At 67.0% G+C, this 26221-nt stretch carries 25 protein-coding genes and 1 tRNA gene; 12 read left to right on the top strand and 14 right to left on the bottom strand.

The annotated features are described in order from the left end of the window. Positions 1–80: 80 nt before the first annotated feature. Positions 81–1868, top strand: coding sequence for an ABC transporter ATP-binding protein/permease (locus HGB39_RS28815; RefSeq protein WP_064080631.1), 1788 nt, complete (start codon positions 81–83; stop codon positions 1866–1868). A 4-nt stretch (positions 1869–1872) separates the two neighbouring features. Here HGB39_RS28815 and HGB39_RS28810 read toward each other — a convergent pair whose 3' ends face one another. The 3 genes from HGB39_RS28810 to HGB39_RS28800 form a co-directional block, all read right to left on the bottom strand. Further along, entirely contained in the window at positions 1873–2898 is a 1026-nt protein-coding gene (locus HGB39_RS28810; RefSeq protein WP_005565498.1) for a glycoside hydrolase family 183 protein, read from the bottom strand. 24 nt (positions 2899–2922) lie between these two features. Continuing rightward, positions 2923–3426, bottom strand: coding sequence for an SRPBCC family protein (locus tag HGB39_RS28805; protein ID WP_005260370.1), 504 nt, complete (start codon positions 3424–3426; stop codon positions 2923–2925). Positions 3427–3531: 105 nt separating this feature from the next. Continuing rightward, positions 3532–4407 carry a sigma-70 family RNA polymerase sigma factor gene (locus HGB39_RS28800; RefSeq protein WP_005565495.1) on the bottom strand — a complete coding sequence of 292 codons (876 nt, stop codon included), beginning with the start codon at positions 4405–4407 and terminating at the stop codon, positions 3532–3534. 97 nt (positions 4408–4504) lie between these two features. On the opposite strand from HGB39_RS28800, the gene HGB39_RS28795 reads away from it, so the two are divergent. After that, entirely contained in the window at positions 4505–4960 is a 456-nt protein-coding gene (locus HGB39_RS28795) for a carboxymuconolactone decarboxylase family protein (RefSeq protein ID WP_005260372.1), read from the top strand. A gap of 84 nt (positions 4961–5044) precedes the next feature. Here the strand turns inward: HGB39_RS28795 and HGB39_RS28790 are convergent. Then, positions 5045–5118, bottom strand: a tRNA-Leu gene (locus HGB39_RS28790). A 100-nt stretch (positions 5119–5218) separates the two neighbouring features. Between HGB39_RS28790 and HGB39_RS28785 the strand changes: the two genes are divergently transcribed. Next, positions 5219–5848: an ANTAR domain-containing response regulator gene (locus tag HGB39_RS28785; RefSeq protein ID WP_005260374.1), complete on the top strand. Its 630-nt coding sequence runs from the start codon at positions 5219–5221 to the stop codon at positions 5846–5848. 38 nt (positions 5849–5886) lie between these two features. On the opposite strand, the gene HGB39_RS28780 is transcribed toward HGB39_RS28785, so the two are convergent. After that, on the bottom strand, positions 5887–6726 hold the full coding sequence (locus HGB39_RS28780) for an oxidoreductase (RefSeq protein ID WP_043789107.1): 840 nt from the start codon (positions 6724–6726) through the stop codon (positions 5887–5889). A gap of 109 nt (positions 6727–6835) precedes the next feature. Here HGB39_RS28780 and HGB39_RS28775 point away from each other — a divergent pair, with 109 nt between their 5' ends. Next, a complete protein-coding gene (locus HGB39_RS28775) occupies positions 6836–7396 on the top strand; it encodes a TetR/AcrR family transcriptional regulator (RefSeq protein WP_005260378.1) in 561 nt (186 codons plus the stop codon). A 166-nt stretch (positions 7397–7562) separates the two neighbouring features. Then, positions 7563–8885, top strand: a complete 1323-nt coding sequence (locus tag HGB39_RS28770) for an ABC transporter substrate-binding protein (RefSeq protein ID WP_043789103.1) — start codon at positions 7563–7565, stop codon at positions 8883–8885. Between the two features lie 69 nt (positions 8886–8954). Here the strand turns inward: HGB39_RS28770 and HGB39_RS28765 are convergent, their stop codons facing one another. The 4 genes from HGB39_RS28765 to HGB39_RS28750 are packed head-to-tail and all read right to left on the bottom strand — an operon-like array spanning position 8955 to position 13122. Next, positions 8955–9749, bottom strand: coding sequence for an ABC transporter ATP-binding protein (locus tag HGB39_RS28765; RefSeq protein WP_005247455.1), 795 nt, complete (start codon positions 9747–9749; stop codon positions 8955–8957). Further along, positions 9746–10765 (bottom strand): ABC transporter ATP-binding protein, encoded by a 1020-nt coding sequence (locus HGB39_RS28760; RefSeq protein ID WP_005565487.1) that lies wholly within the window; start codon positions 10763–10765, stop codon positions 9746–9748. Before HGB39_RS28760 ends, HGB39_RS28765 begins: the two co-directional genes overlap by 4 nt. Then, on the bottom strand, positions 10758–11747 hold the full coding sequence (locus HGB39_RS28755; RefSeq protein WP_005247450.1) for a branched-chain amino acid ABC transporter permease: 990 nt from the start codon (positions 11745–11747) through the stop codon (positions 10758–10760). The genes HGB39_RS28760 and HGB39_RS28755 overlap by 8 nt, the downstream gene beginning before the upstream one ends. A 4-nt stretch (positions 11748–11751) precedes the next feature. Next, on the bottom strand, positions 11752–13122 hold the full coding sequence (locus HGB39_RS28750; protein WP_005565485.1) for a branched-chain amino acid ABC transporter permease: 1371 nt from the start codon (positions 13120–13122) through the stop codon (positions 11752–11754). 226 nt (positions 13123–13348) lie between these two features. Between HGB39_RS28750 and polA the strand changes: the two genes are divergently transcribed. Continuing rightward, entirely contained in the window at positions 13349–16093 is a 2745-nt protein-coding gene (polA, locus tag HGB39_RS28745) for a DNA polymerase I (protein ID WP_043789100.1), read from the top strand. A 19-nt stretch (positions 16094–16112) separates the two neighbouring features. On the opposite strand, the gene trxA is transcribed toward polA, so the two are convergent. Next, positions 16113–16481, bottom strand: coding sequence for a thioredoxin (trxA, locus tag HGB39_RS28740; RefSeq protein WP_005260388.1), 369 nt, complete (start codon positions 16479–16481; stop codon positions 16113–16115). 73 nt (positions 16482–16554) lie between these two features. Further along, complete coding sequence (locus HGB39_RS28735; RefSeq protein WP_037204891.1) at positions 16555–17553, bottom strand: helix-turn-helix domain-containing protein; 999 nt, start codon at positions 17551–17553, stop codon at positions 16555–16557. A gap of 194 nt (positions 17554–17747) precedes the next feature. On the opposite strand from HGB39_RS28735, the gene HGB39_RS28730 reads away from it, so the two are divergent. Next, positions 17748–18653, top strand: a complete 906-nt coding sequence (locus HGB39_RS28730) for a DMT family transporter (RefSeq protein ID WP_005571117.1) — start codon at positions 17748–17750, stop codon at positions 18651–18653. On the opposite strand, the gene HGB39_RS28725 is transcribed toward HGB39_RS28730, so the two are convergent. Further along, entirely contained in the window at positions 18654–19175 is a 522-nt protein-coding gene (locus HGB39_RS28725) for a 2'-5' RNA ligase family protein (RefSeq protein ID WP_005571116.1), read from the bottom strand. A gap of 19 nt (positions 19176–19194) precedes the next feature. On the opposite strand from HGB39_RS28725, the gene HGB39_RS28720 reads away from it, so the two are divergent. The 4 genes from HGB39_RS28720 (at position 19195) to HGB39_RS28705 (ending at position 23132) form a co-directional block, all read left to right on the top strand. Continuing rightward, a complete protein-coding gene (locus HGB39_RS28720; protein WP_043792300.1) occupies positions 19195–20292 on the top strand; it encodes an isocitrate/isopropylmalate dehydrogenase family protein in 1098 nt (365 codons plus the stop codon). A 148-nt stretch (positions 20293–20440) separates the two neighbouring features. Further along, positions 20441–21370: an ABC transporter substrate-binding protein gene (locus tag HGB39_RS28715; protein WP_050787246.1), complete on the top strand. Its 930-nt coding sequence runs from the start codon at positions 20441–20443 to the stop codon at positions 21368–21370. 20 nt (positions 21371–21390) lie between these two features. Next, a complete protein-coding gene (locus HGB39_RS28710) occupies positions 21391–22374 on the top strand; it encodes an amino acid ABC transporter permease (RefSeq protein ID WP_005571114.1) in 984 nt (327 codons plus the stop codon). Further along, positions 22371–23132, top strand: a complete 762-nt coding sequence (locus HGB39_RS28705; protein WP_005247428.1) for an amino acid ABC transporter ATP-binding protein — start codon at positions 22371–22373, stop codon at positions 23130–23132. Before HGB39_RS28710 ends, HGB39_RS28705 begins: the two co-directional genes overlap by 4 nt. A 39-nt stretch (positions 23133–23171) precedes the next feature. On the opposite strand, the gene HGB39_RS28700 is transcribed toward HGB39_RS28705, so the two are convergent. Further along, the gene (locus tag HGB39_RS28700) at positions 23172–24065 is read right to left on the bottom strand and encodes a class I SAM-dependent methyltransferase (protein ID WP_005571113.1); all 894 of its coding nucleotides are present in this window, start codon (positions 24063–24065) and stop codon (positions 23172–23174) included. Positions 24066–24314: 249 nt separating this feature from the next. On the opposite strand from HGB39_RS28700, the gene rpsA reads away from it, so the two are divergent. Next, on the top strand, positions 24315–25799 hold the full coding sequence (rpsA, locus tag HGB39_RS28695; RefSeq protein WP_005260398.1) for a 30S ribosomal protein S1: 1485 nt from the start codon (positions 24315–24317) through the stop codon (positions 25797–25799). A gap of 148 nt (positions 25800–25947) precedes the next feature. Here the strand turns inward: rpsA and HGB39_RS28690 are convergent, their stop codons facing one another. Beyond that, complete coding sequence (locus HGB39_RS28690; RefSeq protein ID WP_005260399.1) at positions 25948–26166, bottom strand: hypothetical protein; 219 nt, start codon at positions 26164–26166, stop codon at positions 25948–25950. Positions 26167–26221 lie beyond the last annotated feature (55 nt).

The raw sequence follows: 26221 nt of genomic DNA, 5'->3' as shown, positions 1-26221 counted from the left end.
TCTCGCCGACGACCGAGGTCCGGGGTTAGACTTCGCCATCTTTTCTGGTGAGTTTCACCTCGTGATCGGGGATATGGGTCGTGGACTGGAACAACGTCGTCTGGGACAGCGCAATGTGGCTGCTCAAGGCCTACGTCATGACTGTCGTCGCGTTCGTCGTCGTAGTGATACTGCTCGCGCGGTTCACCAAATGGGGAAGGCAGTTCTGGCGCTTCGCCGCGCCGTACTTCAATCCGCGGCGCAGCCTCAAGCCGTTGACCATCCTGGCGGTGTTGCTGCTGTCGACGGTCTTCGCGGTGCGGATGACGGTGCTGTTCTCCTACTGGTACAACGACTTCTACGATTCGATCCAGAATCTGGACGAATCGGCGTTCTGGCACTTCCTCCGCGTATTCGCCCTTCTGGCGACGGTCCACGTGGTGCGGGCCCTGATCGAGTACCTGATCGGGCAGACCCTCGACATCGACTGGCGGACGTGGCTCAACCACCATCTCGTCGACGACTGGCTCGACAGCCGCGCCTACTACCGTGACCGGTTCCTGGACGACGCGATCGACAACCCGGACCAGCGCGTCCAGGCCGACATCACCAACTTCGTGACCACGTCCCGCTCGCTGCCGATGGGCGCGGTGACCGCGGTGCTGTCGATCGTGTCGTTCACGGGAATCCTGTGGGATCTGTCCGGCCCGATGACGGTGTTCGGCGTCGAGATCTCGCGGGCGATGATCTTCCTCGTCTACATCTACGTACTGGTGACCACGGTGGTGGCGTTCTGGATCGGCAAGCCGCTCATCAAGCTGAACTTCCTCAACGAGAAACTGGGCGCCAACTTCCGCTACGCGCTGATCCGGGTGCGGGAGTACGGCGAGAGCATCGCGTTCTACCGCGGCGAGAACGTCGAGCGCCGCACACTCGCCGGACGGTTCGCGGACGTCATCCGGAACATGTGGCAGATCGTTTTCCGGACGTTGAAGTTCAGCGGATGGAACCTCACCGTCAACCAGACGGCCGTCATCTTCCCGTTCCTCGTGCAGGGTCCGCGACTGTTCACCGGTCAGGTGTCGCTCGGTGACGTGATGCAGACGTCGCAGGCGTTCGGCCAGGTCCACGACTCCCTGTCCTTCTTCCGTGAGTCGTACGCCGACTTCGCGAGTTTCCGCGCCACCCTCATCCGACTCAACGGTCTGGCCAACGACAACCAGCATGCCGCCGAACTTCCGATCCTGAAGACCGGCAAGTCGGGCGACGACCTCCAGGTCGAGAAGCTGGACGTGCGCATCCCGACGGGGCAGACCCTCATCGAGGGCCTCGAGCTCACCGTGACCCCCGGGCAGTCGTTGCTGGTCAAGGGCCCGTCTGGCTCGGGCAAGACCACCCTGCTCCGCACGCTCGCCGATCTGTGGCCGTACGCCGACGGCACGGTGTCGCGGCCCGCGGGGGAGGCGATCTTCCTGTCCCAGCGCCCGTACCTTCCGCTCGGTTCGCTGCGGACCGCGCTGGCGTACCCGAAAGAGCCGACGGCGTCCGACGACATCGTGCGCGACGCGCTGTCGAAGGTGTCGCTCGGCAATCTGGGGGATCGGCTCGACGAGACCGCCGACTGGACGCGGATCCTGTCGCCGGGTGAGCAGCAGCGTCTCGCGTTCGCGCGGGTGCTGATCGCACGCCCCGCGGTGATCTTCCTCGACGAGGCCACGTCGGCCATCGACGAGGGCCTCGAATACACGCTCTACACCCTGCTCAGGACCGAACTCCCGGACAGCATCGTGGTGAGCGTGGGCCACCGCAGTACCCTCAATCAATTCCATTCCCGCGGTGTGGAACTCGAAGGGGAGGGGCGGTGGACGGAGTCGGAACTCGTGGGGTGACGAGCTACCCGGCGGCCGGTCGAGTCGTGAATTGCAGGACGCGGTAGGGGTCGCCGGTCGTCGTGTTCCATTGCGACACAAGCAGATGCAGCTCGCCCAACGTGGACCCCGGGTGGATGAATCCGCCGTAGATCTGCGCCCACGTGCCGTCCGCCGCTCCCCAGTCGCCCCCGGCGACCTGCACGGTCGGTTCCGACCACAGTCCGTCGATCCGGTCCGCGGTGCGTGTGACGATCGCGTACGCGGTGGGGTCGAAGTACGCGAGGACCCAGGTGCCGTCGATCCGTCGCAGGCACATCTCCCCGACGGGGCCCGGCAGGATCGGGGTCGCGGGCTGTCCCCACGCCCACCCCGTACCGCGGTCCCAGCCCCAGTCCTCGTAGGCACCGGGCTCGAGGATGCGCGATTCGGGGACCCGCCGGAGGATCATCCCACCCGGATTGGTGCGGTCGAACGCGCTCGAGACGACGTAGACGTAGCCGTCGTGCCGTTCCATGGTCCACAGCTGATCGAGTGACCCACCGCGGTTGTCCCAGCGGGCGGGTGAGCGGTGCCAGTTCTCGCCGCCGTCGTCGGACCAGGCGAGATACGTGAAGTTCGTCGGCCACGCACGCGACCGCCACGAGTGCACACTGACGACGGACAGATAGGTCCGGTCACCGATCGTGACGGCGTCAGCGGGAACGACGGTGAACTCGCTGCCCGCAGATTCCCGGTCGGGGAGTTCGCGGACGTCGTGCGCGTTCGGCAGGATCTCTGTCGCCGTCCGGCCGCCGGCCGCGGATTCGAACTCGATGCCGCCCCGGAGATCGGTTGTGGTGGAGCGCAACATCACGGGGCTGCGCCACCGTCTACCGCTTCGGCCGCGTGAGCTGAACGTGTCGCCGAAGAAGAACGCGACTCTGCCGTCGGCCAGGCGTGTGGGACAGCCGAGGTCGGTGCCGTGCACACCCCAACGCCGCGTCGCCTCGCCGGTGACCTCCTTGACGAACGTCGCTGCCGGTGTGGTCGTGCTGCCCGGGATACGCACTCCTCCCGTCGGTGAATCCGGTGGTCAGGACGTCTTGCGGTACGACGCCGCGAGTTCGTCGGCCCGATCCCACGGGGACCAGTCGACTTCGCGGCCGTCCAGTTGCGCTTCGACCACCTCGAGTCCCGCGTGCCAGCCGGCGGCGTGAGCGTAGGCGGATTCCTCTTCTTCCACGGTGTGGGTGAGCGTCAGCCAGCAGCCTCCGCTGCCGTCGGGGACGAGTTCCCAGTGCAGGGTTTCGGCGTCCCACAGGTATTCGAGGATGTGCGCGGGATGCACCGAGATGACCGTCCCCGTGGTGGTCTGATCTGCGGGCAATCCGAATCGGCGCACCTGCTCCGGCGTCACACGGAAGACGAGTTCGGCACCCGGAGTGAGGTCGAACTCGACGTCGGCGGGGAACCAGGCCTTCAGGTACTGCGGGTCGGTGAGAACACGCCACACCTTCTCCGGCGAGTGCGAGAGCGCTTGCTGGAATCGAAGGGCTACCCGCCCGTCGTAGGTGAAAGTGACGGTGCCGAGCTCCATGGGTGACCTCCGTGCTCGAGGGCGTACCTGTCCCACCATGGTACTGGCAGGACGGCTCAGATCCCCAGGATCGGGCACAAAAAACCGCCGCTACCTGCGGGGTCGTCAGTCGCCTACGGAAGAGAGTCCGAGACGCTGCAGGCGGTGCGGGTCGGCGAGGATGTCGATCCGGGCGATCTTCCCACCTGCGACGGTGAAGGCCATGACCGACATGGCCTTTCCCTCGGGTGCGGTCACGACTCCGGCGGCGCCGTTCACCAGGGCGAGCCGGGCGAACGGAGCGAAGCGCGAGAAGGTGAGGGCCTGCTCGCTGACGGCGCGGGCTCCGCGCACGAGAGAGGATCCGTCAGCGCCGCCGTCGGCCCGCAGGACGATGTCCGGGTCGAGCAGGGCGAGGAGGTCGTCGAACCGGCCGGCCCGCGAGGCGGCCATGAACGCCTCGACCACCTCGCGCTGCCGGGTCGGGTCGGTATCCGGAACGGGCCCCGACCCCTGGACACGGCGGCGCGCGCGGCTCGCGAGCTGACGGGACGCGGCGGGGGTGCGTCCGGCGATCGGGGCGATCTCGTCGAAGGACAGGGCAAACATGTCGTGCAACACGAATGCGAGCCGCTCGGCGGGTGTCAGCGTGTCGAGAACGACCAGCAGCGCGAGTCCGACCGAGTCGCCGAGCACCGCCTCGTGCTCGGGATCGGCCACGTCCAGCTCACTCACGCTCGGATCCGGCACATGGACGTCGAGTGGCTCCTCGCGGCGAGTCTTCCGTGACCGGAGCATGTCGAGGCATACCCGGGCGACGACCGTCGTCAGCCAACCACGCAGGTTCTCCACATCCGACGTATCGGCACGGCTGAGCCGGAGCCAGCCCTCCTGCACGGCGTCCTCCGCTTCGCTGATCGAGCCGAGCATCCGATAGGCGACCGCCGACAGGTGCGTCCGGTTCTCCTCGAAGCGATGCGCCAGAACTTCGTTGTCGGTCATCTGTCACATTCTGCCGTCGCGGTTCGTCATGTCAGTGAGAACGAAAATCAGCCGGTGTGACATCACATCACCCGAATACCTTTGGAGGCAGGCAATCATGAAAGCCCGGATGACCAACCCCGCGATGATCGTTCCCGACGCCATGAAGTCTCTGCTGGCGCTGGGAAAGGCTGCGTCGAACGCGGACGTGCCGCCGGTGACCCACGCTCTCGTCCATCTGCGGTCGAGCCAGATCAACGGCTGCAGCGTGTGCGTGGACATGCATTCGCGTGAGTTGGAGAAGGAAGGGGAGACCAACGAGCGGATCTTCGCGGTGGCGGCGTGGCGGGAGGCTCCATACTTCAGCGACGCCGAACGCGCGGCCCTGGCGCTGGCCGAGTCGATGACCCGGTTGAGTGATCGTCCGGATCCGGTGCCCGACGACGTGTGGAACGAGGCCGCCCGGCACTACGACGAGCAGGCGCTCGCGTCGCTGGTCCTGTCGATCGCCACCGTGAATCTGTGGAACCGGCTCAACGCCGCCACCCGGCAGGTCGCGGGCGGCCAGTGGTGACGAGGACACCGTAACGGGGGACGAGATGCGAATCGCAGGTCGGAGTAAGTATCCGACCTGCGATTCGCGGAGAAATCCTGGCAGTGCCCTCGGTGAGACTCGAACTCACACTGGACGGGTTTTGAATCCGTTTCCTCTGCCAATTGGGATACGAGGGCGTGTTGCGCTGTACCACTGTAGAAGATCGCCGTCGGGAGTCAACCACCGGTACCCTTCTAACGTTCGCTCCCCGTGCCGGGGTCGTCCGAGCAGAGGAGAATGGTGGCCATGAACGCTCCCCAGCAGCAAGGTGTGCCGTCGCAGCCGCGACGGGTCGTGGTGGCCGAGGACGAGGCGCTGATCAGGCTCGATCTGGTCGAGATGTTGCGGGAAGAGGGCTACGACGTCGTCGGTGAGGCGGGGGACGGGCAGGCCGCCGTCGACCTGGCGGTGGAGCTCAAACCCGACCTCGTGATCATGGACGTGAAGATGCCCCGTCGCGACGGCATCGATGCGGCCTCGGAGATCGCGGCGAAACGCATTGCGCCCGTGGTCATTCTCACAGCGTTCAGTCAGCGCGAGCTGGTGGAGCGGGCCCGCGACGCCGGGGCGATGGCCTATCTCGTCAAGCCGTTCTCCACAGCCGACCTGGTGCCCGCTGTCGAGTTGGCGGCCAGCCGGTTCAAGGAAGTGACCGCGCTCGAGCGGGAGATCTCCGATCTGTCCGAGCGTCTGGAGACCCGCAAGATCGTCGAGCGGGCCAAGGGCGTGTTGATGGAGAAGCAGTCCCTGACCGAGCCCGAAGCGTTCAAGTGGATCCAGCGGGCCGCGATGGACCGCCGGTCGACCATGAAGGCGGTCGCGCAGGTGGTACTCGAGACCCTCGGTGGGGAAGCTCCCACCAGCTGACCCGCGAGATCGGCTACAGCCGATGCGCTTTCGACGCGTCAGGCGCCGGTGGGGAAGTCCGCGGATCGGCTGACGTCGGCCCACCGGTGGGCCTCGGCGGCGCGTTCGCGGGACGACTTCTCGGCCATCTCGACGGCACCGGCCCCGAGCAGCAGGCGCAGCGGGGCGTCCTCGGCGGCAACCACATCCATGATGATCCGAGCGGCCCGGGCGGGGTCGCCGGGCTGGGTGCCGTCGGTGGTCTCCCGGTAGTGGTTCATCGCGCCGACCGTTGCCTCGTAGTCGGGGCCGACCGAGCTGCGTGTCATCGACGAACCCTGCCAGTCGGTGCGAAATGCGCCGGGTTCCACGATGAGCACCTTCACACCGAACGGCTCCACCTCCGCCGCCAGGACTTCGGAGAATCCCTCGACGGCGAACTTCGCTGCCTGATACGCGCTCAGCCCCGGCGTGCCACCGACGCGGCCTCCGACGGAGGAGGACTGCACGAGGCAGCCGCCGCGCTGTTCGCGCAGGATCGGCAGTGCCGCGCGGGTGACGTTGACGACGCCGAAGAAGTTGGCCTCGACCTGCTGGCGGAAGTCCTCGTCGTCCATTTCCTCGATCGGGACGCTGTTGGCGTAGCCGGCGTTGTTCACCACCACGTCGAGGCCCCCGAACTCGTCGACGGCGGTGGCGACCGCCGCCCGGGCGGCCGCGGCGTCGGTGACGTCCAGGGCGACCGCCCGAACCCGGTCGCCGTACGTGTCGACCAGGCCGATCAGCTGTTCGGGCTGCCGGGCGGTGGCTACCAGGTTGTCGCCGCTGCCGAGGATTGCTGTCGCGAGTTCCCTGCCGAAACCGCGTGAGGTTCCGGTGACGAGCCACGTCTTCGCCATGGTGTACTCCATCCGCTGGTTGCAACTGACTGGTTGGATGCTTACGAAATCCATGGAACACCCGCCGGGAGGAACTGTCAACCAACTATTTGGTTGATACTCTGGACGCATGGTGCGCGATGCAGAGGCAACGAAGAAGCGACTACTCGACGCGGCGGCGGCCGAGTTCGCCGAGTTCGGCATCGCCGGGGCGCGGGTCGACCGCATCGCCCTGGCCGCCAAGGCGAACAAGTCGATGATCTACGCGTACTTCGGCGACAAGGGGCAGCTGTTCGACGCGGTCTTCTCCGCCCACGTGGTGGCCTTCACCGAGCAGGTGCGGTTCGACGCCACCGACCTCCCTGGTTACGCGGGGCGCTCGTTCGACCTGTACGAGGACAACCCGGCGACGCTCCGGCTCGCCACCTGGTACCAGCTGGAGCGGCCCGACGGTGAGCCGCTCCAGGTGGTGGTCGCGTCCAACCGGTCGAAGCTCGCCGACATCGAGCGAGCGCAGAGAAGTGGTGTGCTGCCAACCCGATTCGAACCCGTGGAACTGCTCACCGTCGTCCGGTCCGTCGCGATGTCCTGGCACACGCAGACACCGGAACTCGGCGCCTCGGCCCCCGCGGACCGGGCCCGCCGGCGCCAGGTTGTCGTCGACTCCGTGCGCCTTCTCGTCGGCGGCTGAGGCTCGCCACGCTACGACCGCGTAAACACTCGTCGTATTCAGATCACAGTAAGGTCACGAGCCTTTCCGGACGGATCGCGAAAGCCGCCGGACCGCTAGCGTCTGATCCCACAGCGGACGCCAACTCGGGTGGCGCCCGCACTCAGGTGATCTAAGGAGAGTTTGGATGGCTAAACGGACCCTCGTGCGGGCGGCCGCGGTTCTCGGCGCGGCATCACTCGCACTGGCAGGTTGTAGTTCGGACAGTGGCGACGACTCCGCGAGCGGGAGTGACAGCTCTGCCTCGGCCACCACTGTTTCCACCGATTGCACGCCCGAAGCGGCGGCGGCAGCGGGTGCCCCGTCCACAGCGCCGCTGAAGATCGGCACTCTGCTTCCCGACACGGGAAGCCTCTCCTTCCTCGGACCGCCGATGGTGGCGGGCACCCAACTCGGTGTCAACGACGTCAATGCGGCCGGTGGAGTTCTCGGCCAGCCCGTTCAACTGATCCCCGGCGACTCGGGCGACACCACCACCGACACGGCGAACACCACCGTGGACCGGGAACTCGCCGCGGGCACCCAGGTGATCATCGGCGCGGCGTCGTCCTCGGTGTCGCTGAAGGTCATCGACAAGGTGTCCAGCGCCGGCGTCGTGATGTTCTCCCCGGCCAACACGTCCGACCAGTTCGTCTGCTACCCGGACAAGGGCCAGTACTTCCGCACCGCCCCCACCGACGTGTTGCAGGCTCAGGCTGTGTCGCAACTCATCTCGGACGACGGCGGCCAGCGCGTGTCCATCCTGGCCCTCAACGACCCGTACGGAACCGGGCTCGCCGACAACATCCAGAAGAACCTCGTCGACGCGGGCATCCCCGAGGACCAGATCCAGAAGATCATCTACGACCCCAACGCGCAGTCCTTCAACTCCGAGATCGACCAGGTGAAGGACTTCGCCCCCGACGCCGTCGCGGTGGTCGGATTCGAGGAGTCCGCGAAGATCATCACCCGCATGCATGAGGTCGGCATCGGCCCGTCCGACGGGATGAAGGTCTACGGCGTCGACGGCAACATGGGTAACGCTCTCGGCGAGTCGGTGGCCGCACCGTTGCTCGACGGCATGCAGGGCACCACGCCGCTCACGGACGTCGGCCCGGCCTTCCAGGATCGTCTCAAGGGCATCAACCCGGGACTGATCGACTTCAACTACGCCGGTGAATCCTACGACGCCGTAGTCGTTTCCGCGCTCGCCGCGGAAGCCGCGAAGTCGACGGCCGGTCGCGACATCGCCGCGAACATCAACGCCGTCACCGAAGGCGGAACCCCGTGTACGTCGTACCAGGAGTGCCTGCCGCTCGTGCAGGCCGGCACGGACGTCGACTACAACGGCATCACCGGCAAGCTCGACTTCACCGCCGCGGGCGAGCCGTCCATCGGTTCGTACGGCAAGCTGAAGTTCGGTGCCGACAACAAGCTGACGACGGACGGATACATCGTCGTCGGCGGGTGATCGCACTCCCCTGAAACGGACTGTGGGCCAGGGAAACCTGGCCCACAGTCGTATCCGGAACCACCGGACCTACTTCTTCTCCTGACTTCCCGCGAGGGTCCCCAGGTACAGCTCGATCACCTTCGGGTCGTGCATCAGGTTGGGTCCCGAGTCGGTGTAGGCGTTGCGGCCCTGGTCCAGGACGTAGCCGCGGTCGCAGATCTGCAGGCACCGGCGGGCGTTCTGCTCGACCATGATCACCGAGACTCCCGCCGCGTTGATCCGCTTGCAGCGAATGAACACCTCGTCCTGGAACATCGGGGACAGTCCGGCGGACGGCTCGTCGAGCAGCAGCACGGACGGTTCCATCATCAGCGCACGTCCCATCGCGACCATCTGCCGTTCACCGCCGGACAGGGCGCCCGCCTTCACCTTCTTCCGCTCGACGAGCAGCGGGAAGAGGTCGCCGACGAACGCGAATCGCTCCGCGAAGAGCTTGGGCCGCAGATACATCCCCATCTCGAGGTTCTCCTCGATGGTGAGCGACGGAAAGACGTTCTGCGTCTGCGGGACGTAGCCGACGCCCTTCTGCACGAGAACGTGGGCGGGTTTGGACGTGATGTCCTCGCCCCTCAGGGTCACCGATCCCTCACGCACCGGTATCAGCCCGAACAGCGACTTCAGGAGCGTGGACTTCCCGGCGCCGTTGGGACCGATGATGCCGACGATCTCACCCTCGCGCAGGAAGAAGTTGCATTCGCGGAGGATGTTGACGCCGGGGATGTAGCCGGCCACCACACCGTCCGCGCGGACGAGGGCACCCTCGGCGAGCCGGGCATGCTCCTCGGGTGTGGCCGCGAATTCCGCAGGGGTCAGTTCGGTCATGGGTTCTCACGCCTCAGCTCGGTGATGTCGGGTTCGGAGAGGTCGCCGCCGGTCTCGAGGGTTTCGGCCTCGGCGTTCTCGAGTGCCTCGGCCAGAACGGCCGTCGCGCCCACCGGGTTTCCCTCGTCGTCGAACTCGAGTGCCTGATCGTGGTGGCTGCCCAGGTAGGCGTCGACCACCGCGTTGTTGGACGAGAGGTGTCCCGGTGTGGACTCGGCGATCACGCTGCCCTGCGCCATCACCACCACCCAGTCGCTGATGTCGCGGATGACGTCCATGTCGTGTTCGACGAACACGACGGTCATGCCCTCGTCCCGAAGCGATTTGATGTGACCGAGCAGGCTCTGGGTGAGCGCCGGGTTCACGCCGGCCATCGGCTCGTCGAGCATCACCACGGTCGGCTCCGTCATCAGCGCCCGCGCCATCTCGAGCAGCTTGCGCTGACCGCCGGACAGCGAGCCGGCGAGGTCGTCGGACTTGGTGTCGAGCTTGAACCGCGCGAGCAGTTCGTTGGCCCGTTCGGTGACGGCCCGTTCCTGCGCCTTCCACGTCCACGGCAGAAGCGTGTTGAAGATCCGCTCGCCGCGTTGCCCGGTGGCGCCCAGCCGCACGTTGTCGAGCACCGTCAGCTTCGACAACGCCTTGGTGAGCTGGAACGTGCGGACGACGCCGCGGCGGGCCACCTGGTGCGGATACATCCGGCCCAGCGAATGGCCATCCATCGACCACGTGCCGCTGTCCGGCCGGTCGAAACCGGTGAGCAGGTTGAACAGGGTGGTCTTACCTGCGCCGTTCGGACCGATCAGTCCGGTGATGCAGCCGCGCTGAATCTCCAGATGCGCCACGTCGACGGCCTTGAGCCCGCCGAACGTACGGGACACGTTGTCGACCACGAGGATCGGGTCGGGTTTCGGTGCGCCGGGGGAGTGCGGGACGTCGGCGAAGATCGAGGCCCGTTCCTCGGCGGTGAGCACGGTGGCGGTCTGCAGATGATCCGGCAGTCTGTGGTCAGGCATTGAGCTGCACCTCCCGCTTGTTGCCCAGTATGCCCTGCGGCCGGAAGACCATCAGCACCGCGATCATGATGCCGAGCAGGACGAACCGCATGGCCCCGACCTGCTGTTCCGTCAGCGGCAGCAGCGGATCCGGCCCGGAGATGGCCTGCCGCAACAGGGCGTCCGGGATGGCCAGCAGGAACCAGAACAGCATCGCGCCGACCACCGGTCCGAAGACCGTCGCCGCGCCACCGAGGATGAGGGCGCCGAACGCGAAGAACGTCTGCGCGGTGGAGTAGAAGTCGGGGTTGATCGACTTGGTCTGCAGCGCGTTGAACACGCCGCCGAGCCCGCCGATCATGCCGCCGAGGACCAGCGCCTGCATCTTGTAGACGAAGACGTTCTTGCCGAGTGCGCGAGCGGCGTCCTCGTCCTCGCGGACGGCCTTGAGGACACGGCCCCACGGACTGTGCGTCAGGAGGAACACGAACCCGCACAGCACCAGGACGAGAGTCCATCCGACGACCATCGACCAGAGGTCGTCGCCGTAGAACTTCACGCCGAGGAAGTTGTACTGCTTACCCGAGTCGAACGGGCTGAGCGTGGTGAACGGGTCGGCGAAACCGAACAGGCCGTTGGTGGATCCGGTGATCGAATCCGAAGCGGTGGACCGGAAGATCAGCCGCAGGATCTCGGACGCGGCGATCGTGACGATGGCGAGGTAGTCGGCCCGCAACCGCAGCGTCGGGATACCGAGGACGACGGCCAGCAACCCGGCCGCGGCGAGACCGACGAGGATGCCGACCCACAGCGGCTGCTGGTAGGTGACGGTCATGATCCCGACGCCGTAGCCGCCGAGGAGGGCGAACCCGATCTGACCGAAGTTCAGCAGTCCGGCGTAGCCGAAGTGCAGGTTGAGGCCGATCGCCAGCAGCGCGTAGAAGATCGCCGACGGGCCGATCAGCTGGGCGAGCGAGACCTGGAGTGCTCCTGCGATGTCCATGCCCTCACCCGATCCTTTGCCGGCTGCCGAGAATGCCCTGGGGCCGGACGACCAGGATGACGATCAAGATGAGCAGTCCTCCGATGTACTTGAGGTCGGGGTTGATCACCAGCGTCGACAGCTGAACGAGCAGACCGACGATCACACAGCCGAGCAGCGCGCCGTAGGCGGTGCCGAGTCCGCCGAGCGTGATACCGGCGAACATCAGCAGCAGGAGCTTGAAGCCCATCTCCCACTGCACGCGGCCGCCGAGTTCGGAGATGCCGAACAGGACGCCGCCGAGCGCGGCGAGACCGCCGCCGAGACCCCACACGAAGCGGATCACCCGTTCGACGTCGATGCCGGACGACGCGGCCAGGTCACGGTTGTCGGACACGGCGCGCATGGCCTTGCCGATGCGCGTCTTCTGCAGCAGCAGGGCCACTCCGACGAGAACGACGAGACTGATGCCGATGCTCACGAGGTTGGCGTCGGTGATCGCGATCGGACCCCAGTGCCTCTCCACCTGTGCCTGGTAGTCGACGAACGGCTCCGCGCGATCGGAGAAGAAGATCAGGATCAGGTAGCGCAGGGAAATCGCGAGTCCGATCGACACCACCAGCTGCGCTATCAGGCCGGTCTTGCGTCGTCGCAGCGGTTTCCAGATCCCGGCATTGTTCAGCAGTCCGATCAGGATTCCCACGAAGACCGCGAGGATCGTGGCCGGGATCAGCTGCACACCGAACGTCACGTTGATCACCCACGCCGCGACCGCACCGAGGGTGACGAGTTCGCCGTGCGCGAAGTTCGTCAGGCCGGTGGTGCCGTAGATCAGGCTCAGCCCGACACCGGCGATGGCGATCACGAGACCGAACCGGAGCCCGTCGATGGTCTGGCGAATCAGCTTCTCGTAGAACGGGACCGCGGAACCGGTGCGGGCCTCGCCGAACGAGAAGATCACCGTGTTGGTGCGACCGGCCACCACCTCCCGCTGCACCGTGGCCTGCACGCTGACGTCGTCGGGAAGCGAGTCCGCCACGATCTCGAACGTGTACGTGCCGGGCGCGACCTGGAGTTCCCAGCGGCCGTTCGACTCCGACGTCGCCTTCGCCACCTCGTTGCCCGACGAATCGAGAGCGCGCACCTCGACGTCCGCGAGCCGTTCGCCCGCGTTGTTCAGATTGCCGCTGACCCGCACCGCGTTCTCCGGGGGCGCCGGTTGCCCGCTCGTCGCGGGCGGTGGGGGCGGTGGGGTAGGTTCCTGCGCCGCCGCGGGACCGCCGAATGCGATCGCCGCGACGAGGCCGAGCAGGACGAGGACGAACGCACGGCCGAGCTGCCGGGTGACCGACCCTCGCCTCGTGCGTTTCCTCGCGGATTTCGGTCGCGTCCTCACTGCTGGGAGTCGCTTCCTCACGGTTGGGGCCACGCAGGTCCTCCGGGGACGTGTAGATCGGTCAGGAACGTGCTGCGACGGACTCGACTACCGCCCGTGCCGCAATTTCCGGACTCTAACGGCTCCGGTCGCGCGAAATGGGGTTCTCGGATTTCCGGCACGTTTCGGTTGGGTATCGAACCATCCGGCTGATCGGTGTCGGATCGGCTCCCTAGACTGGGCAACCGTGAGCCCTGCAACCACCCCCCGGTCCACCACGTCCCCCGCGTCCGGCGCAGCCGCGTCGTCCGACGATCGCCCCACACTGATGCTGCTCGACGGCCACTCCCTGGCCTTCCGTGCGTTCTACGCCCTGCCCGCCGAGAACTTCAAGACGCACAGCGGTCAGGTCACCAACGCCGTCTACGGGTTCACATCGATGTTGATCAACCTGCTGCGCGACGAACAGCCGAGCCACGTGGCGGCGGCGTTCGACGTGTCCAGGCAGACGTTCCGGGCGGAGAAGTTCCCCGAGTACAAGGCGAATCGCAGCACGGCTCCGGACGAGTTCAAGGGGCAGGTCGAGATCACCAAGGACGTCCTCGGGGCTCTCGGCATCCCGGTGATGGCCGAGGCAGGCTTCGAGGCCGACGACATCATCGCCACGCTCACCACCCAGGCCGAGGCGCTCGGGTACCGCGTCCTCGTGGTGACCGGCGACCGGGACTCGCTCCAGCTGGTCACCGACGGGGTGACGGTGCTGTACCCGAAGAAGGGCGTCTCGGACCTCACCCGGTTCACGCCCGCGGCCGTCGAGGAGAAGTACGGGCTCACACCTGCGCAGTACCCCGACTTCGCGGCACTGCGCGGCGACCCGAGCGACAACCTGCCGGGCATCCCGGGTGTGGGGGAGAAGACCGCCACCAGGTGGATCAAGGAGTACGGCGATCTCGTCGGCCTGGTCGACAACGTCGACAAGGTCCGCGGCAAGGTGGGTGACGCGCTGCGGGAGAACCTGCCGAACGTCCTGCTCAACCGGGAACTCACCGAGATGGTGCGCGACGTCCCGCTGCCGTACACCCCGGACCAGCTGATGCTCGCGCAGTGGGATCGGGAGAAGATTCACGCGCTGTTCGACGACCTCGAGTTCAAGGTGCTGCGCGACCGGCTGTTCGCCACGTTGGCGCCGGTCGAAGCGGAGGCCGAGGAGGGTTTCGAGGTGCGCGGGAGCGCGCTCGATCCCGGGGCCGTCGCGGACTGGTTGTCGGCGCACGCGTCGACGGGCGAGCGATCCGGCGTGTCGGTGGTCGGCACCCGCACCCCGTACGGCGGTGACGTGACGGCGATCGCCATCGCCGCCGCAGACGGTGAGGGCGCCTACATCGCCACCGCGTCCGCCACCCCGGAGGACGAGAAGGCGCTCGGCACCTGGCTCGCGGACGCGGATCAGCCGAAGGCCCTGCACGAGGCCAAGTGGGCGATGCACGCCCTGCGCGGACGCGGCTGGGTGCTCGGTGGTCTCACCAGCGACACCGCGCTGGCGGCCTACCTGGTGCGCCCCGGGCAGCGCACGTTCAACCTCGACGACCTGTCGCTGCGGTACCTGCGCAGGGAGCTGCGGGTGGAGGAGACCGGCCAGGAGCAGCTGTCGCTGCTCGACGACGCCGACCAGGTCGACGCGGAAGCCGCCGAGACCGAAATTCTCAGCGCCCGCGCCGTCCTCGACCTCGCGGCCGCGCTCGACACCGAACTCGCGAACATCGAATCCACGGCGCTGCTGTCCGAGATGGAGTTGCCGCTGCTGGAGGTGCTGGCCGTCATCGAGGCGTCCGGCATCGCCGTCGACGGTGACCACCTGCACGACCTGCAGAGCCGGTTCGCGGCCGAGGTCTCCGCGGCGGCGGAGGCGGCCTACGGGGTCATCGGCAAGCAGATCAACCTCGGGTCGCCCAAACAGCTGCAGGTCGTGCTGTTCGACGAGCTGGAGATGCCCAAGACGAAGAAGACGAAGACCGGATACACCACGGACGCCGAGGCGTTGCAGAACCTGTTCGAGAAGACGTCGCACCCGTTCCTCGAGCACCTGCTCGCGCACCGCGACGCGACGCGGCTGAAGGTGACCGTCGACGGGCTGCTGAAGACGGTCGCCGAGGACGGGCGCATCCACACGACGTTCAACCAGACCGTCGCGGCCACCGGCCGGCTGTCGTCGACCGAGCCCAACCTCCAGAACATCCCGGTGCGCACCGACGCCGGCCGGCAGATCAGGGACGGTTTCGTCGTCGGCGAGGGCTACGACTCGCTGCTCACGGCCGACTACAGCCAGATCGAGATGCGGATCATGGCACACGTGTCCGGTGACGAGGGGCTGATCGAGGCGTTCAACACCGGGGAAGACCTGCACAGCTTCGTCGGCGCGCGTGCGTTCGGCGTGCCGATCGAGGAGGTCACGCCGGAGCTGCGCCGCCGTGTGAAGGCGATGTCCTACGGGCTGGCGTACGGGCTGAGCGCGTTCGGTCTGGCCGCCCAGCTCAAGATCTCGACCGAAGAGGCCAAATCGCAGATGGAGGCGTACTTCGCGCGGTTCGGCGGGGTGCGCGACTACCTGCACGAGGTCGTGGAACAGGCCCGCAAGGACGGCTACACGTCGACGCTGTACGGGCGTCGCCGCTACCTGCCCGACCTCACCAGCGACAACCGCCAGCGTCGGGAGGTCGCCGAGCGCGCCGCGCTCAACGCCCCCATCCAGGGCACGGCCGCCGACATCATCAAGGTCGCGATGATCAACGTGCAGCGCTCACTGCGCGAGGCGGGCCTGAAATCGCGGATGCTGCTGCAGGTCCACGACGAACTCGTGCTCGAGGTCGTCGATTCGGAACGGGAACAGGTCGAACAGCTGGTCCGCGACAAGATGTCCTCGGCCATCGAGCTGTCGGTGCCGCTCGACGTGTCCGTCGGCACCGGGCGCAGTTGGGACGCCGCCGCACACTAGGCGGCGGCGGTCCTCCGCCCTATTCGGCCGGCGCCTGCTCGGCGATCTGCTTGCGCACCTCGTCCATGTCGAGGGCCTTGACCTGCGTGAGAAGATCCTCGAGCGCCGCGGGCGGCAGCGCGCCGGGCTGGCTGAACACCAGCACACCCTCACGGAACGCCATGATGGTCGGGATCGACCGGATGTTCGCGGCGGCGGCGATGCCCTGTTCCGCTTCGGTGTCGACCTTGGCGTGTACGACGTCGGGGTGCTGCTCCGACGAGGCCTCGAAGGTGGGGGCGAAGGAGCGGCACGGTCCGCACCACGATGCCCAGAAGTCGACCAGAACGACATCGTTGCCGGTCACGGTCTCGTCGAAGTTCTGCTGAGTCAGAGTCTTGGTGGCCACGAGGGTCCTTTCTTTCGGTGACTGCTTTGCGTGTGCAACGCCGCGTCGCCGTCGATTCTTCCCTGCGGCGTCGTCAGCCGGTGCGCTCCGTGTCCCGGAACGTGCGGCGGTAGGCCTGCGGGGTGGTGTGGCGCAGCCGCAGGAAATGCTGCCGCAGGACGGCTCCGCCGCCGAAACCGACCCGTTCGGCGATCACGTCGACCGAGAGATCCGAGTTCTCCAACAGATGCTGCGCGGCCAGCACCCGCTGATCGCTGAGCCAGCGGGCCGGGGTGGTCCCGGTCTCGGCCTGGAACCTTCGCGCGAACGTGCGGGGAGACATGTTGGCCTTGGCCGCCACCGCGGTCACCGACAGGTCGAGGGCGAGGTGCTCGGTCATCCAGTCGAGCAACGGCCCGAGGGTGTCGATCGTCGTCGACGGCAGCGGCATCGCCACGTACTGCGCCTGACCGCCGTCCCGGTGCGGCGGGACCACCATGCGCCGCGCGATCCCGTTGGCCACCCGGCTGCCCTGTTCCTTGCGCACGATGTGCAGGCACAGGTCGATGCCCGCGGCGGTGCCCGCGCTGGTCAGGACGGGATCGTCGTCGACGTACAGGACGTTCGGGTCGACCGTGGCGGCCGGGTGGAGGTCGGCGAGCCGCTGGGCGTGCCGCCAGTGGGTGGTGCAGGTGCGTCCGTCCAGCAGCCCGGCCGCGCCGAGCACGAAGGCGCCGCTGCAGAGGCTGGCGACCTTGGCGCCCCGGTCCACCGCGGCCCGCAGTTTGTCGAGGAGGGGGTCCATGCACGGGTCGGGGTCCTTCGCGCAGACGAAGGTGCCGTCCGCCTCGGCGTAGGTTCCGCCCGCGGGAACGACGATGAGGTCGGCGTCGTCGAGCCGGTCGAGGTCGTACGGGACGTCGATGCCGTATCCGAAGCGGGTGCGGATGGGTTCCGGTGAGCCGGCGACGAGCGAGAAGTCGTACGTGGGGAGTCCGTCGTCGGATCGGTCGAAACCGAACACCTCGCAGGCGACACCGAGCTCGAACGCTTCGGTGAGCGGCATGAGCGGTACGACGACTTTTTTCAGCACCGTCCCAGTGTGGCAGAAATCCGGTCAACAATGTCGTTTCTGCCACTTTTTCTCGGAGGTCGATGCTACGAGGCTGAAGACATGACAATCCTGGTCGTGGTACTCCTCGTGTTCCTGGCGCTCGACGCGCTGGCGCTCGCCGGCCGCACGCCCGACACGCACAACGAAGTCATCCAGCACGGGGACTTCCGGTTTTGAAAGGGAATCTGGCGGTCCAGTATGCGGGCGCGGCGCTCGCCTGGGGCGCGAGTTTCCTCTTCATCAAGGTCGGCCTCGAGGGCCTGTCCTTCACGCAGGTCGTGCTGTGGCGACTCGTGTTCGGGGCGGTGACCCTCGGTGCCGTCCTCGGACTCACCCGGACACGGTTGCCGCGCGAAGCGGCGACGTGGGCGCACCTGTCGGTCCTGGCGGTCGCCCAGTGTGTGGTGCCGTGGTTGCTGTTCAGCTGGGCAGAGCAGAGCATCAGTTCGGGCCTGGCCAGCATCTACAACGCGACCACGCCCCTCATGACGATGTCGGTGGCCCTGGCATTCCTGCCTGGGGAGAAGCTCACGGACGCAAAGCTGTTCGGCCTCCTGCTCGGATTCACGGGGGTGGTCGTGGTGCTGGCGCCGTGGCAGGCGGGGATCATCGGCAGTGTCCCCGCCCAGCTCGCGTGCCTCGGCGCCACCGCGTCGTACGGCGTGGCACTGGTCTACCTGAGGCGGTTCATCCTTCCGCGGGGCGTCGGCACGCCCACCATCGCGTTCATGCAGGTGTCGATCGCCGCAGCCGCCATGGTCCTCGCCGCCCCATGGGTCGCGAGCACGCCGATGCACCTGACTCCCGCGATCGTCGCGTCGATGATCGGGCTCGGGGCGTTCGGCACCGGGCTGGCGTTCGTGTGGAACACGAACGTGGTGCGCGGCTGGGGGCCCACCGCGGCCTCCACCGTCACCTACCTGACACCGGTGGTCGGCGTCGTGCTCGGTGCGGTCGCACTCGACGAGCACATCTCGTGGAACCAGCCCGTCGGGGCACTCGCGGTGATCGCGGGAATCGTCGTCACCCAACGGTCTTCGCGCACGGCAGCCGAGACGGTCGCCGCGGACGCGCCGTGATCATGGTGGTGCCGTGACGACCCACTCGCGTTTGGCGTCCCCGTCCCACCGGCGCACCACCGACGCCCGGCCGATGATGTCGCCGCCGTCGAGGAGCCGCGCGGCCTCTGCGATCTGATCGGCAGGCAGTCGCCGTGCGAGAGTCACGTGCGGCGTCCACTCGCCCGGGCGGATGTGCGGCGTGATCTCCGTGGCGTGCGCCGCGAGATCGAACACGCTGCGGTGCAGGGACAGCAGCGCCTTCGACGGCACCACCAACCGGGACAGCGTGACGTGCCTGCCGCCGAACATCACGAGCCCGCCCAGCCGGATGTGGAACGAGGGCGTCGCGATCCGGCGGCCCAGCAGTTCGTCGATCTCGGGTGGGATGTGGCGTGCCACGAACAGGGTGATGTGGGGCCGATTCGATTCGGCGCGAACGCGAGTGCGGCTGGGCATCCCGGCATCCCACAGGCGTTGCCACTCCGCGCGCACGGCAACGTCGGTCGCTTCGTCGAACAGCAGTTCCACCGACTGGACCATGGTAGGCAATGATGGCCTCATGAGCGGTGCTACGGCAAACATTTCCGATACCCGGATCGGGGTGCTCCTCGGCGACGGCATCGGTCACGAGATCGTCCCGGCAACCCAGCGGGTGGTCTCGGCCGCGGTGACCGCGGCAGGAGGCGGCGACGTCGACTGGGTGGAACTGCCCCTCGGCCTGGGCGCCATCGAGTCGCACGGAACGCCGATCCCCGAGTCCACGCTCTCCGCGCTGGACGAACTCGACGCCTGGATCCTGGGCCCGCACGACAGCGCCGCCTACCCGGAACCGTTCCGCGGCCGGCTGACCCCCGGCGGGGTGGTGCGCAAGAGATTCGACCTCTTCGCGAACATCCGCCCCGCGCGCTCGCTCGAGGGCGTCGCGTCGACGGTCCCGGACATGGACCTGGTGATCGTCCGGGAGAACACCGAAGGCTTGTACGCGGATCGGAACATGTTCGCCGGCAGCGGCGAGTTCATGCCCACTCCGGACGTGGCGCTGGCGGTCGGCGTCGTGACGAGGAAAGCGTGTGAGCGCATCGCGCACACCGCATTCGCGCTGGCGCGCACCCGCGGCCGGCACGTCACGATCGTGCACAAGGCCAACGTGCTGTCGATGACGACCGGGCTGTTCCGCGACGTCTGCCGGGAGGTGGGGGAGCGCGACTACCCGGACGTGCGGATCGACGACGAGCATGTCGACGCCATGACCGCGCACCTCGTCCGCAGGGGACGCGACTTCGACGTCGTGGTGACGGAGAACATGTTCGGCGACATCCTGTCGGACCTGACCGGTGAGCTGTCCGGCTCGCTCGGCACGGCCCCGTCGATCAACAGTTCCGAGACCAAGGTGATGGCGCAGGCGGCGCACGGAGCCGCCCCCGACATCGCGGGCCACAACCGGGCCAACCCCACGGCGCTGATGCTGTCGGCCGCGATGATGCTGGAGTGGCTCGGGGACCGTCGCAAGGACCGGCATCTGGGCGGCGCGGCCCACCGGATCCGCGACGCGGTCCGTGTGACGATCGCATCGGGAGTCGCCACGGCTGACCTGGGTGGACTCGCGTCGACCGGTGAATTCACCGAGACGGTCCTCGCCCGCACACTCCGTCGCTGAAACCGCCGCCACGGGCCGGGACAGGCCGTTAATGTTCGGTAACGACGTCCGCAGATGCGGGTGCCGTAACCTACCGTTCGACTATTCGGAGTTCGCGAGTTCTCCGTCGCCGTAGCTCGCTCGGTGTACCACGATTTCCTTGGAGGACATGCCAGTGTCTGGTCGATCCGTCTTCGCGCGAGGCCGAGTGGCCCGCACCATCTGTGCACTGGCGGGCGGCAGTGCTCTGCTGCTCGCCGGATGCGCCAGCAACACCGAGGGCGGTGGTACGCCTTCCGGAGAAGAGACCGTCGCCGTGGAAGTCGACAAGGTGGATGCCATCGCGGCGACACTGCCCGAGAAGATCGCCTCGTCCGGCAAGATCATCGTCGGTGTCAATATTCCCTACTCGCCCAACGAGTTCAAGGATCCGAGCGGCAAGATCGTCGGCTTCGACGTCGACCTCGTGGACGCCGTGAGCAAGGTGCTCGGCGTGACACCGGAGTACACCGAGGCGGACTTCGACAAGATCATCCCGTCGATCCAGGCCGGCAGCTACGACATGGGTATGTCGTCGTTCACCGACACCAAGGAACGCGAGCAGTCGGTCGACTTCACCACCTACTTCAGCGCCGGAGTGCAGTGGGCGCAGCCCGCCGGCAAGTCCGTCGACCCCACCAACGCGTGCGGCCTGCGGGTCGGCGTGCAGACCACCACCATCGAGGATCTCGAGGAGGTGCCCGCCAAGAGCGCGGCGTGCGTCGCAGCCGGGAAGCCGCCCATCGAGATCGTGAAGTTCGACAGCCAGGACGACGCGGCCAACGCCGTCGCCCTCGGCAAGGTCGACGCGATGTCCGCCGACTCGCCCGTCACCGCGTACGCGATCAAGCAGAGCGACGGCAAGATCGAGGCCGCGGGCGAGGTCTTCGACGCCGCGCCGTACGGCTGGCCCGTCGCGAAGGGGTCGCCGCTCGCACAGACCCTCCAGCAGGCCCTGCAGCATCTCATCGACGACGGCACCTACCGGACGATCGCGGAGAACTGGGGTGTCGAGGCGGGCGTCATCACCACGTCCCAGATCAACGGCGCCACGAGCTGAGCGGTTGACGAGTGTCTGACGTGGAGAAGGCCCCGGACCGGTCCGGCACCGAGACGGGGCAGGAACCGGAACCGATCAAGGCGATCCCGCTGCGGCGGCCCGGCCGCTGGATCGCCGCGATCGTCGTCGGCCTGCTGCTGGCGTTGTTCGTCAACGGTGCGCGCACCAACGAGGCGTACCGCTGGGACGTCTACGCCCGCTATCTGTTCGATGCACGGATCTCGGCCGCGGCGTGGAACACCATCCAGCTGACGATCCTGTCGATGGCGATCGCCATCATCCTGGGTGTCGTCCTCGCCGTCATGCGGCTGTCGCCGAACCCGGTGCTGAAGGCGGCGTCGTGGGGGTATCTGTGGATCTTCCGCGGGACCCCGGTCTATGTGCAGTTGGTGTTCTGGGGACTGTTCCCGTCCATCTACAAGCAGCTGGATCTGGGCATCCCGTTCGTCCACCAGTTCGTGCACATCGACCTGCAGGGAATCAACGCGGCGTTCCTGTTCGCGGTGATCGGGCTGGGACTCAACGAGGCCGCGTACATGGCCGAGATCGTCCGGGCCGGCGTGAACTCGGTGGCCGAGGGGCAGACCGAGGCGTCGGTGGCGCTCGGCATGACCTGGTCGCAAACCATGCGCCGCACGGTCCTGCCCCAGGCCATGCGGGTGATCATCCCGCCCACGGGCAACGAGCTGATCAGCATGCTGAAGACGACATCGCTGGTCACCGCGGTGCCGTACAGCCTGGAGTTGTACGGACGTGCCAGAGACATCTCGGGCGCGAACTTCCAGCCCATCCCGCTGCTGATGGTGGCCGCCACCTGGTACCTCGCCATCACCAGCCTGCTCATGATCGGCCAGTTCTACCTGGAGCGGTACTACTCGAAGGGTGCGTCCCGCAAGCTCACCCCGCGGCAACTGCAGGCGCTCGCCGACGCGCAGGGCAAGCCGCTCGTGATCGAACCCGGGCCGGAGACCTTGCCCGACACACCCGGAGGGGAACGACGATGACGCCGATGGTCAAGGCGGACCGGGTGTGCAAGAACTTCGGGGCGCTGAAGGTACTCAAGGGTGTGTCGCTGGAGATCGACGCCGGCCAGGTCCTGTGCCTGGTCGGGCCCTCGGGCTCGGGGAAGTCGACGTTCCTGCGATGCATCAACCACCTCGAGCAGGTCAACGCCGGGCGGCTGTACGTCGACGGCGAGATCGTCGGGTACTCCGAGCGGGGCGGCAAGCTCTACGAACTCCATCCCAGGGCGGCCGCGAAGCAGCGCCGCGACATCGGGATGGTGTTCCAGCACTTCAACCTGTTCCCGCACCGGACGGCACTCGAGAACATCATCGAGGCGCCCATCCAGGTGAAGAGGCTGAGCAAGAAGAAGGCGCTCGAGCGAGGGCGTGATCTCCTCGAGCAGGTGGGACTGAGCGAGAAGGCGGACGCATACCCGGCGCAGCTGTCGGGTGGTCAGCAGCAGCGCGTCGCTATTGCCCGCGCGCTGGCGATGGACCCCAAGCTGATGCTGTTCGACGAGCCGACGTCCGCCCTCGACCCGGAGCTGGTCGGGGAGGTGCTGACCGTGATGAAGGATCTCGCGGCCGGCGGCATGACGATGGTCGTCGTCACGCACGAGATGGGTTTCGCGCGCGAGGTGGCCGACCAGCTCGTGTTCATGGACGCCGGCGTCGTCGTGGAATCGGGCAATCCCCGCGAGCTGCTCGCCAATCCGCAGCACGACCGCACCAAGTTGTTCTTGTCGAAGCTGCTGTAGTGGCCTCCGGCCCCGTGAGTACTTCTCAACCGCGGGCGGTTAAGAAGTACTCACGGGTTTGCGGCAGCTGAAGATGGCGGTGCCGGGGAAGATTTGTCCCCGCAGCGGGCTCCACTGCCCCCATTCCCGGTCGAGCCACTCGGGCCACTCCGGCTCGATGATGTCGCGCACCTCCAGTCCGGCCGCCACGATCTCGCGCACCCGGTCGCCGATGGTCCGGTGGTGCTCGACGTAGGTGGGGACGCCGTCGCCGTCGACCTCCACGTAGGGCGTGCGGTCGAAGTAGGGAAGCGACGCAGTGAGTCCACGGGGGCCCGGATCGTCCGGGAAGATCCAGCGGATCGGATGGTTGACGGCGAAGACCCACAGCCCACCCGGGCGAAGAACCCGGGCCACCTCGCTCATCACCTGCTGTGAGTCCGCCACGAACGGAACTGCTCCAAAAGCCGAACACACGATGTCGAAGCTCGCGTCGGCGAAGGGGAGGTGCTCGGCTCCCGCATGAACGAGCGGCACGGTCGTGCCGCCGGCCCGCATGGCCTCGACCCCGCGGGTCAGCATCGACATGGACAGGTCGAGCCCGACTGCCCGGGCGCCCCGGCCGGCGAGCCACCGCGCGCAGGGAGCGGAACCGCAGCCCACCTCGAGGACGTCCTTGCCCGCCACGTCACCGAGAAGGTGGTAGTCGCCCTCGTGGAGTCCCTCCGGACACCAGACGAACTCACCCTCGGACGAGTCCACGCCGAGGAACTCGCCGTGGGTGCGGTGGTAGTCGTCCGCATCGGCGTCCCACCAGGCACGGCTCGCGCGTTCGCTGGACTCGGAATCGACGCGGACGCGGCTCACCCCGGACGTTCCGAGGACGCTGTTGGCGGTGCCGTGACGGTCGTCTTCGGGCGAGAGGGGAGAATCGGACGGGCGAGGATCGGGCATGGGCAACAGAGTAGAGCGTGGGAACGTGCCCGGGTTTGCCCAGCTTGCCCACGGGCGCGTAGCCTATTGCACGCGAGTGTCTCTGTGTGCGGCATCGGATTCGGTTCAGTTCGAGTTTGTTCGGTTCCAGTCGGGTGTCGTTCACTGCGCTTGCGGTGATCTGATTCGGCGGAATGTTTCGTCGGTTCAGGTTGCTTGTCCGACAGAACACCATCAACCGACCACAACCCGTCCGGAGCAACTCAACACATGCCCTCCACCACCGTGACCTCGCCGCAGGTAGCCGTCAACGACATCGGCTCCGCCGAGGACTTCCTCGCCGCCATCGACGCAACGATCAAGTACTTCAACGATGGCGACATCGTCGAAGGCACCATCGTCAAGGTCGATCGTGACGAGGTCCTGCTCGACATCGGTTACAAGACCGAAGGCGTCATCCCTTCCCGTGAGCTCTCCATCAAGCACGACGTCGACCCCAACGAGGTCGTCTCCGTGGGCGATGAGGTCGAAGCTCTCGTCCTCACCAAGGAGGACAAGGAAGGCCGACTGATCCTGTCGAAGAAGCGCGCTCAGTACGAGCGTGCCTGGGGCACCATCGAGGAGCTCAAGGAGAAGGACGAGGCCGTCAAGGGCACCGTCATCGAGGTCGTCAAGGGCGGCCTGATCCTCGACATCGGTCTGCGTGGCTTCCTCCCCGCTTCGCTCGTCGAGATGCGCCGTGTCCGCGATCTGCAGCCGTACGTCGGCAAGGAGATCGAGGCCAAGATCATCGAGCTCGACAAGAACCGCAACAACGTCGTCCTCTCGCGCCGTGCGTGGCTCGAGCAGACGCAGTCCGAGGTTCGCAGCGAGTTCCTGCACCAGCTGCAGAAGGGCCAGGTCCGCAAGGGCGTCGTGTCCTCCATCGTCAACTTCGGTGCCTTCGTGGACCTGGGCGGCGTCGACGGCCTGGTGCACGTTTCCGAGCTGTCCTGGAAGCACATCGACCACCCGTCCGAGGTTGTCGAGGTCGGCACCGAGGTCACCGTCGAGGTTCTCGACGTCGACCTGGACCGCGAGCGCGTCTCCCTGTCGCTCAAGGCGACGCAGGAAGACCCGTGGCGTCAGTTCGCCCGCACGCACGCCATCGGCCAGATCGTGCCCGGCAAGGTCACGAAGCTGGTTCCGTTCGGTGCCTTCGTGCGCGTCGAAGAGGGAATCGAAGGCCTCGTCCACATCTCCGAGCTGGCCGAGCGCCACGTGGAGGTCCCGGACCAGGTTGTCGGCGTCAACGACGATGCACTCGTCAAGGTCATCGACATCGACCTCGAGCGTCGTCGCATCTCGCTGTCGCTGAAGCAGGCCAACGAGGACTACAACGCCGAGTTCGATCCGTCCAAGTACGGCATGGCGGACAGCTACGACGAGCAGGGCAACTACATCTTCCCCGAGGGCTTCGATCCCGAGACCAACGAATGGCTCGAGGGCTTCGACAAGCAGCGTGAAGAGTGGGAGAACCGCTACGCCGAGGCTGAGCGTCGCCACAAGATGCACACCGCTCAGATGGAGAAGACCGCTGCAGACGAGGCCGCCGAGGCTGCCACCGCTGCTGCCGGCTACTCCTCCGAGTCGGGTGCCGGCGACGCCGACGCCGCTTCGGCCGCCAGCACCTCGTCGTCCGAGTCTGCCGGCGGATCGCTGGCCAGCGACGCACAGCTCGCCGCTCTGCGCGAGAAGCTGTCGGGCAACGCCTAGCAAGTCCGCCTGACGCGTCAGGCAAAGCCGAAGACCCCGCTCCTGCACCGCAGGGGCGGGGTCTCGTCGTTGCCGGACATCCGAACATGACTGTGGCCCAACCTCTCCGGAGGTTGGGCCACAGTGGTGTGTCGGGTGAGGAGGGTGCTCAGTTCGCGGTGGCGGGAATCCAGTAGCCGGACGACGACTGCACCTCGGCACGCTTGCGCATCGTTGCGAAACTGTGCCTGCCCTGGCCGATGAGTGCGGTGAGCCAGGTCCGGCGATGCTCGGCGAGTGCGGACGCCACCTCGGGGATCTCGATGCAATGCACCCCGCCCGCGATGCCGAGGCGGTGCCGACCGAACTGGTTGCGGTGATCGCGCATGGCGTTCCTCTTCTTCGAGAAGGTGCAGGTCGGGTGCGTTCGGTCGAACATAACC

The organism is Rhodococcus opacus (assembly GCF_012396235.1).
In the GTDB taxonomy this organism is placed as follows: Bacteria; Actinomycetota; Actinomycetes; order Mycobacteriales; family Mycobacteriaceae; genus Rhodococcus_F; species Rhodococcus_F opacus.
This window is presented reverse-complemented; position numbering and strand designations above follow the sequence as displayed.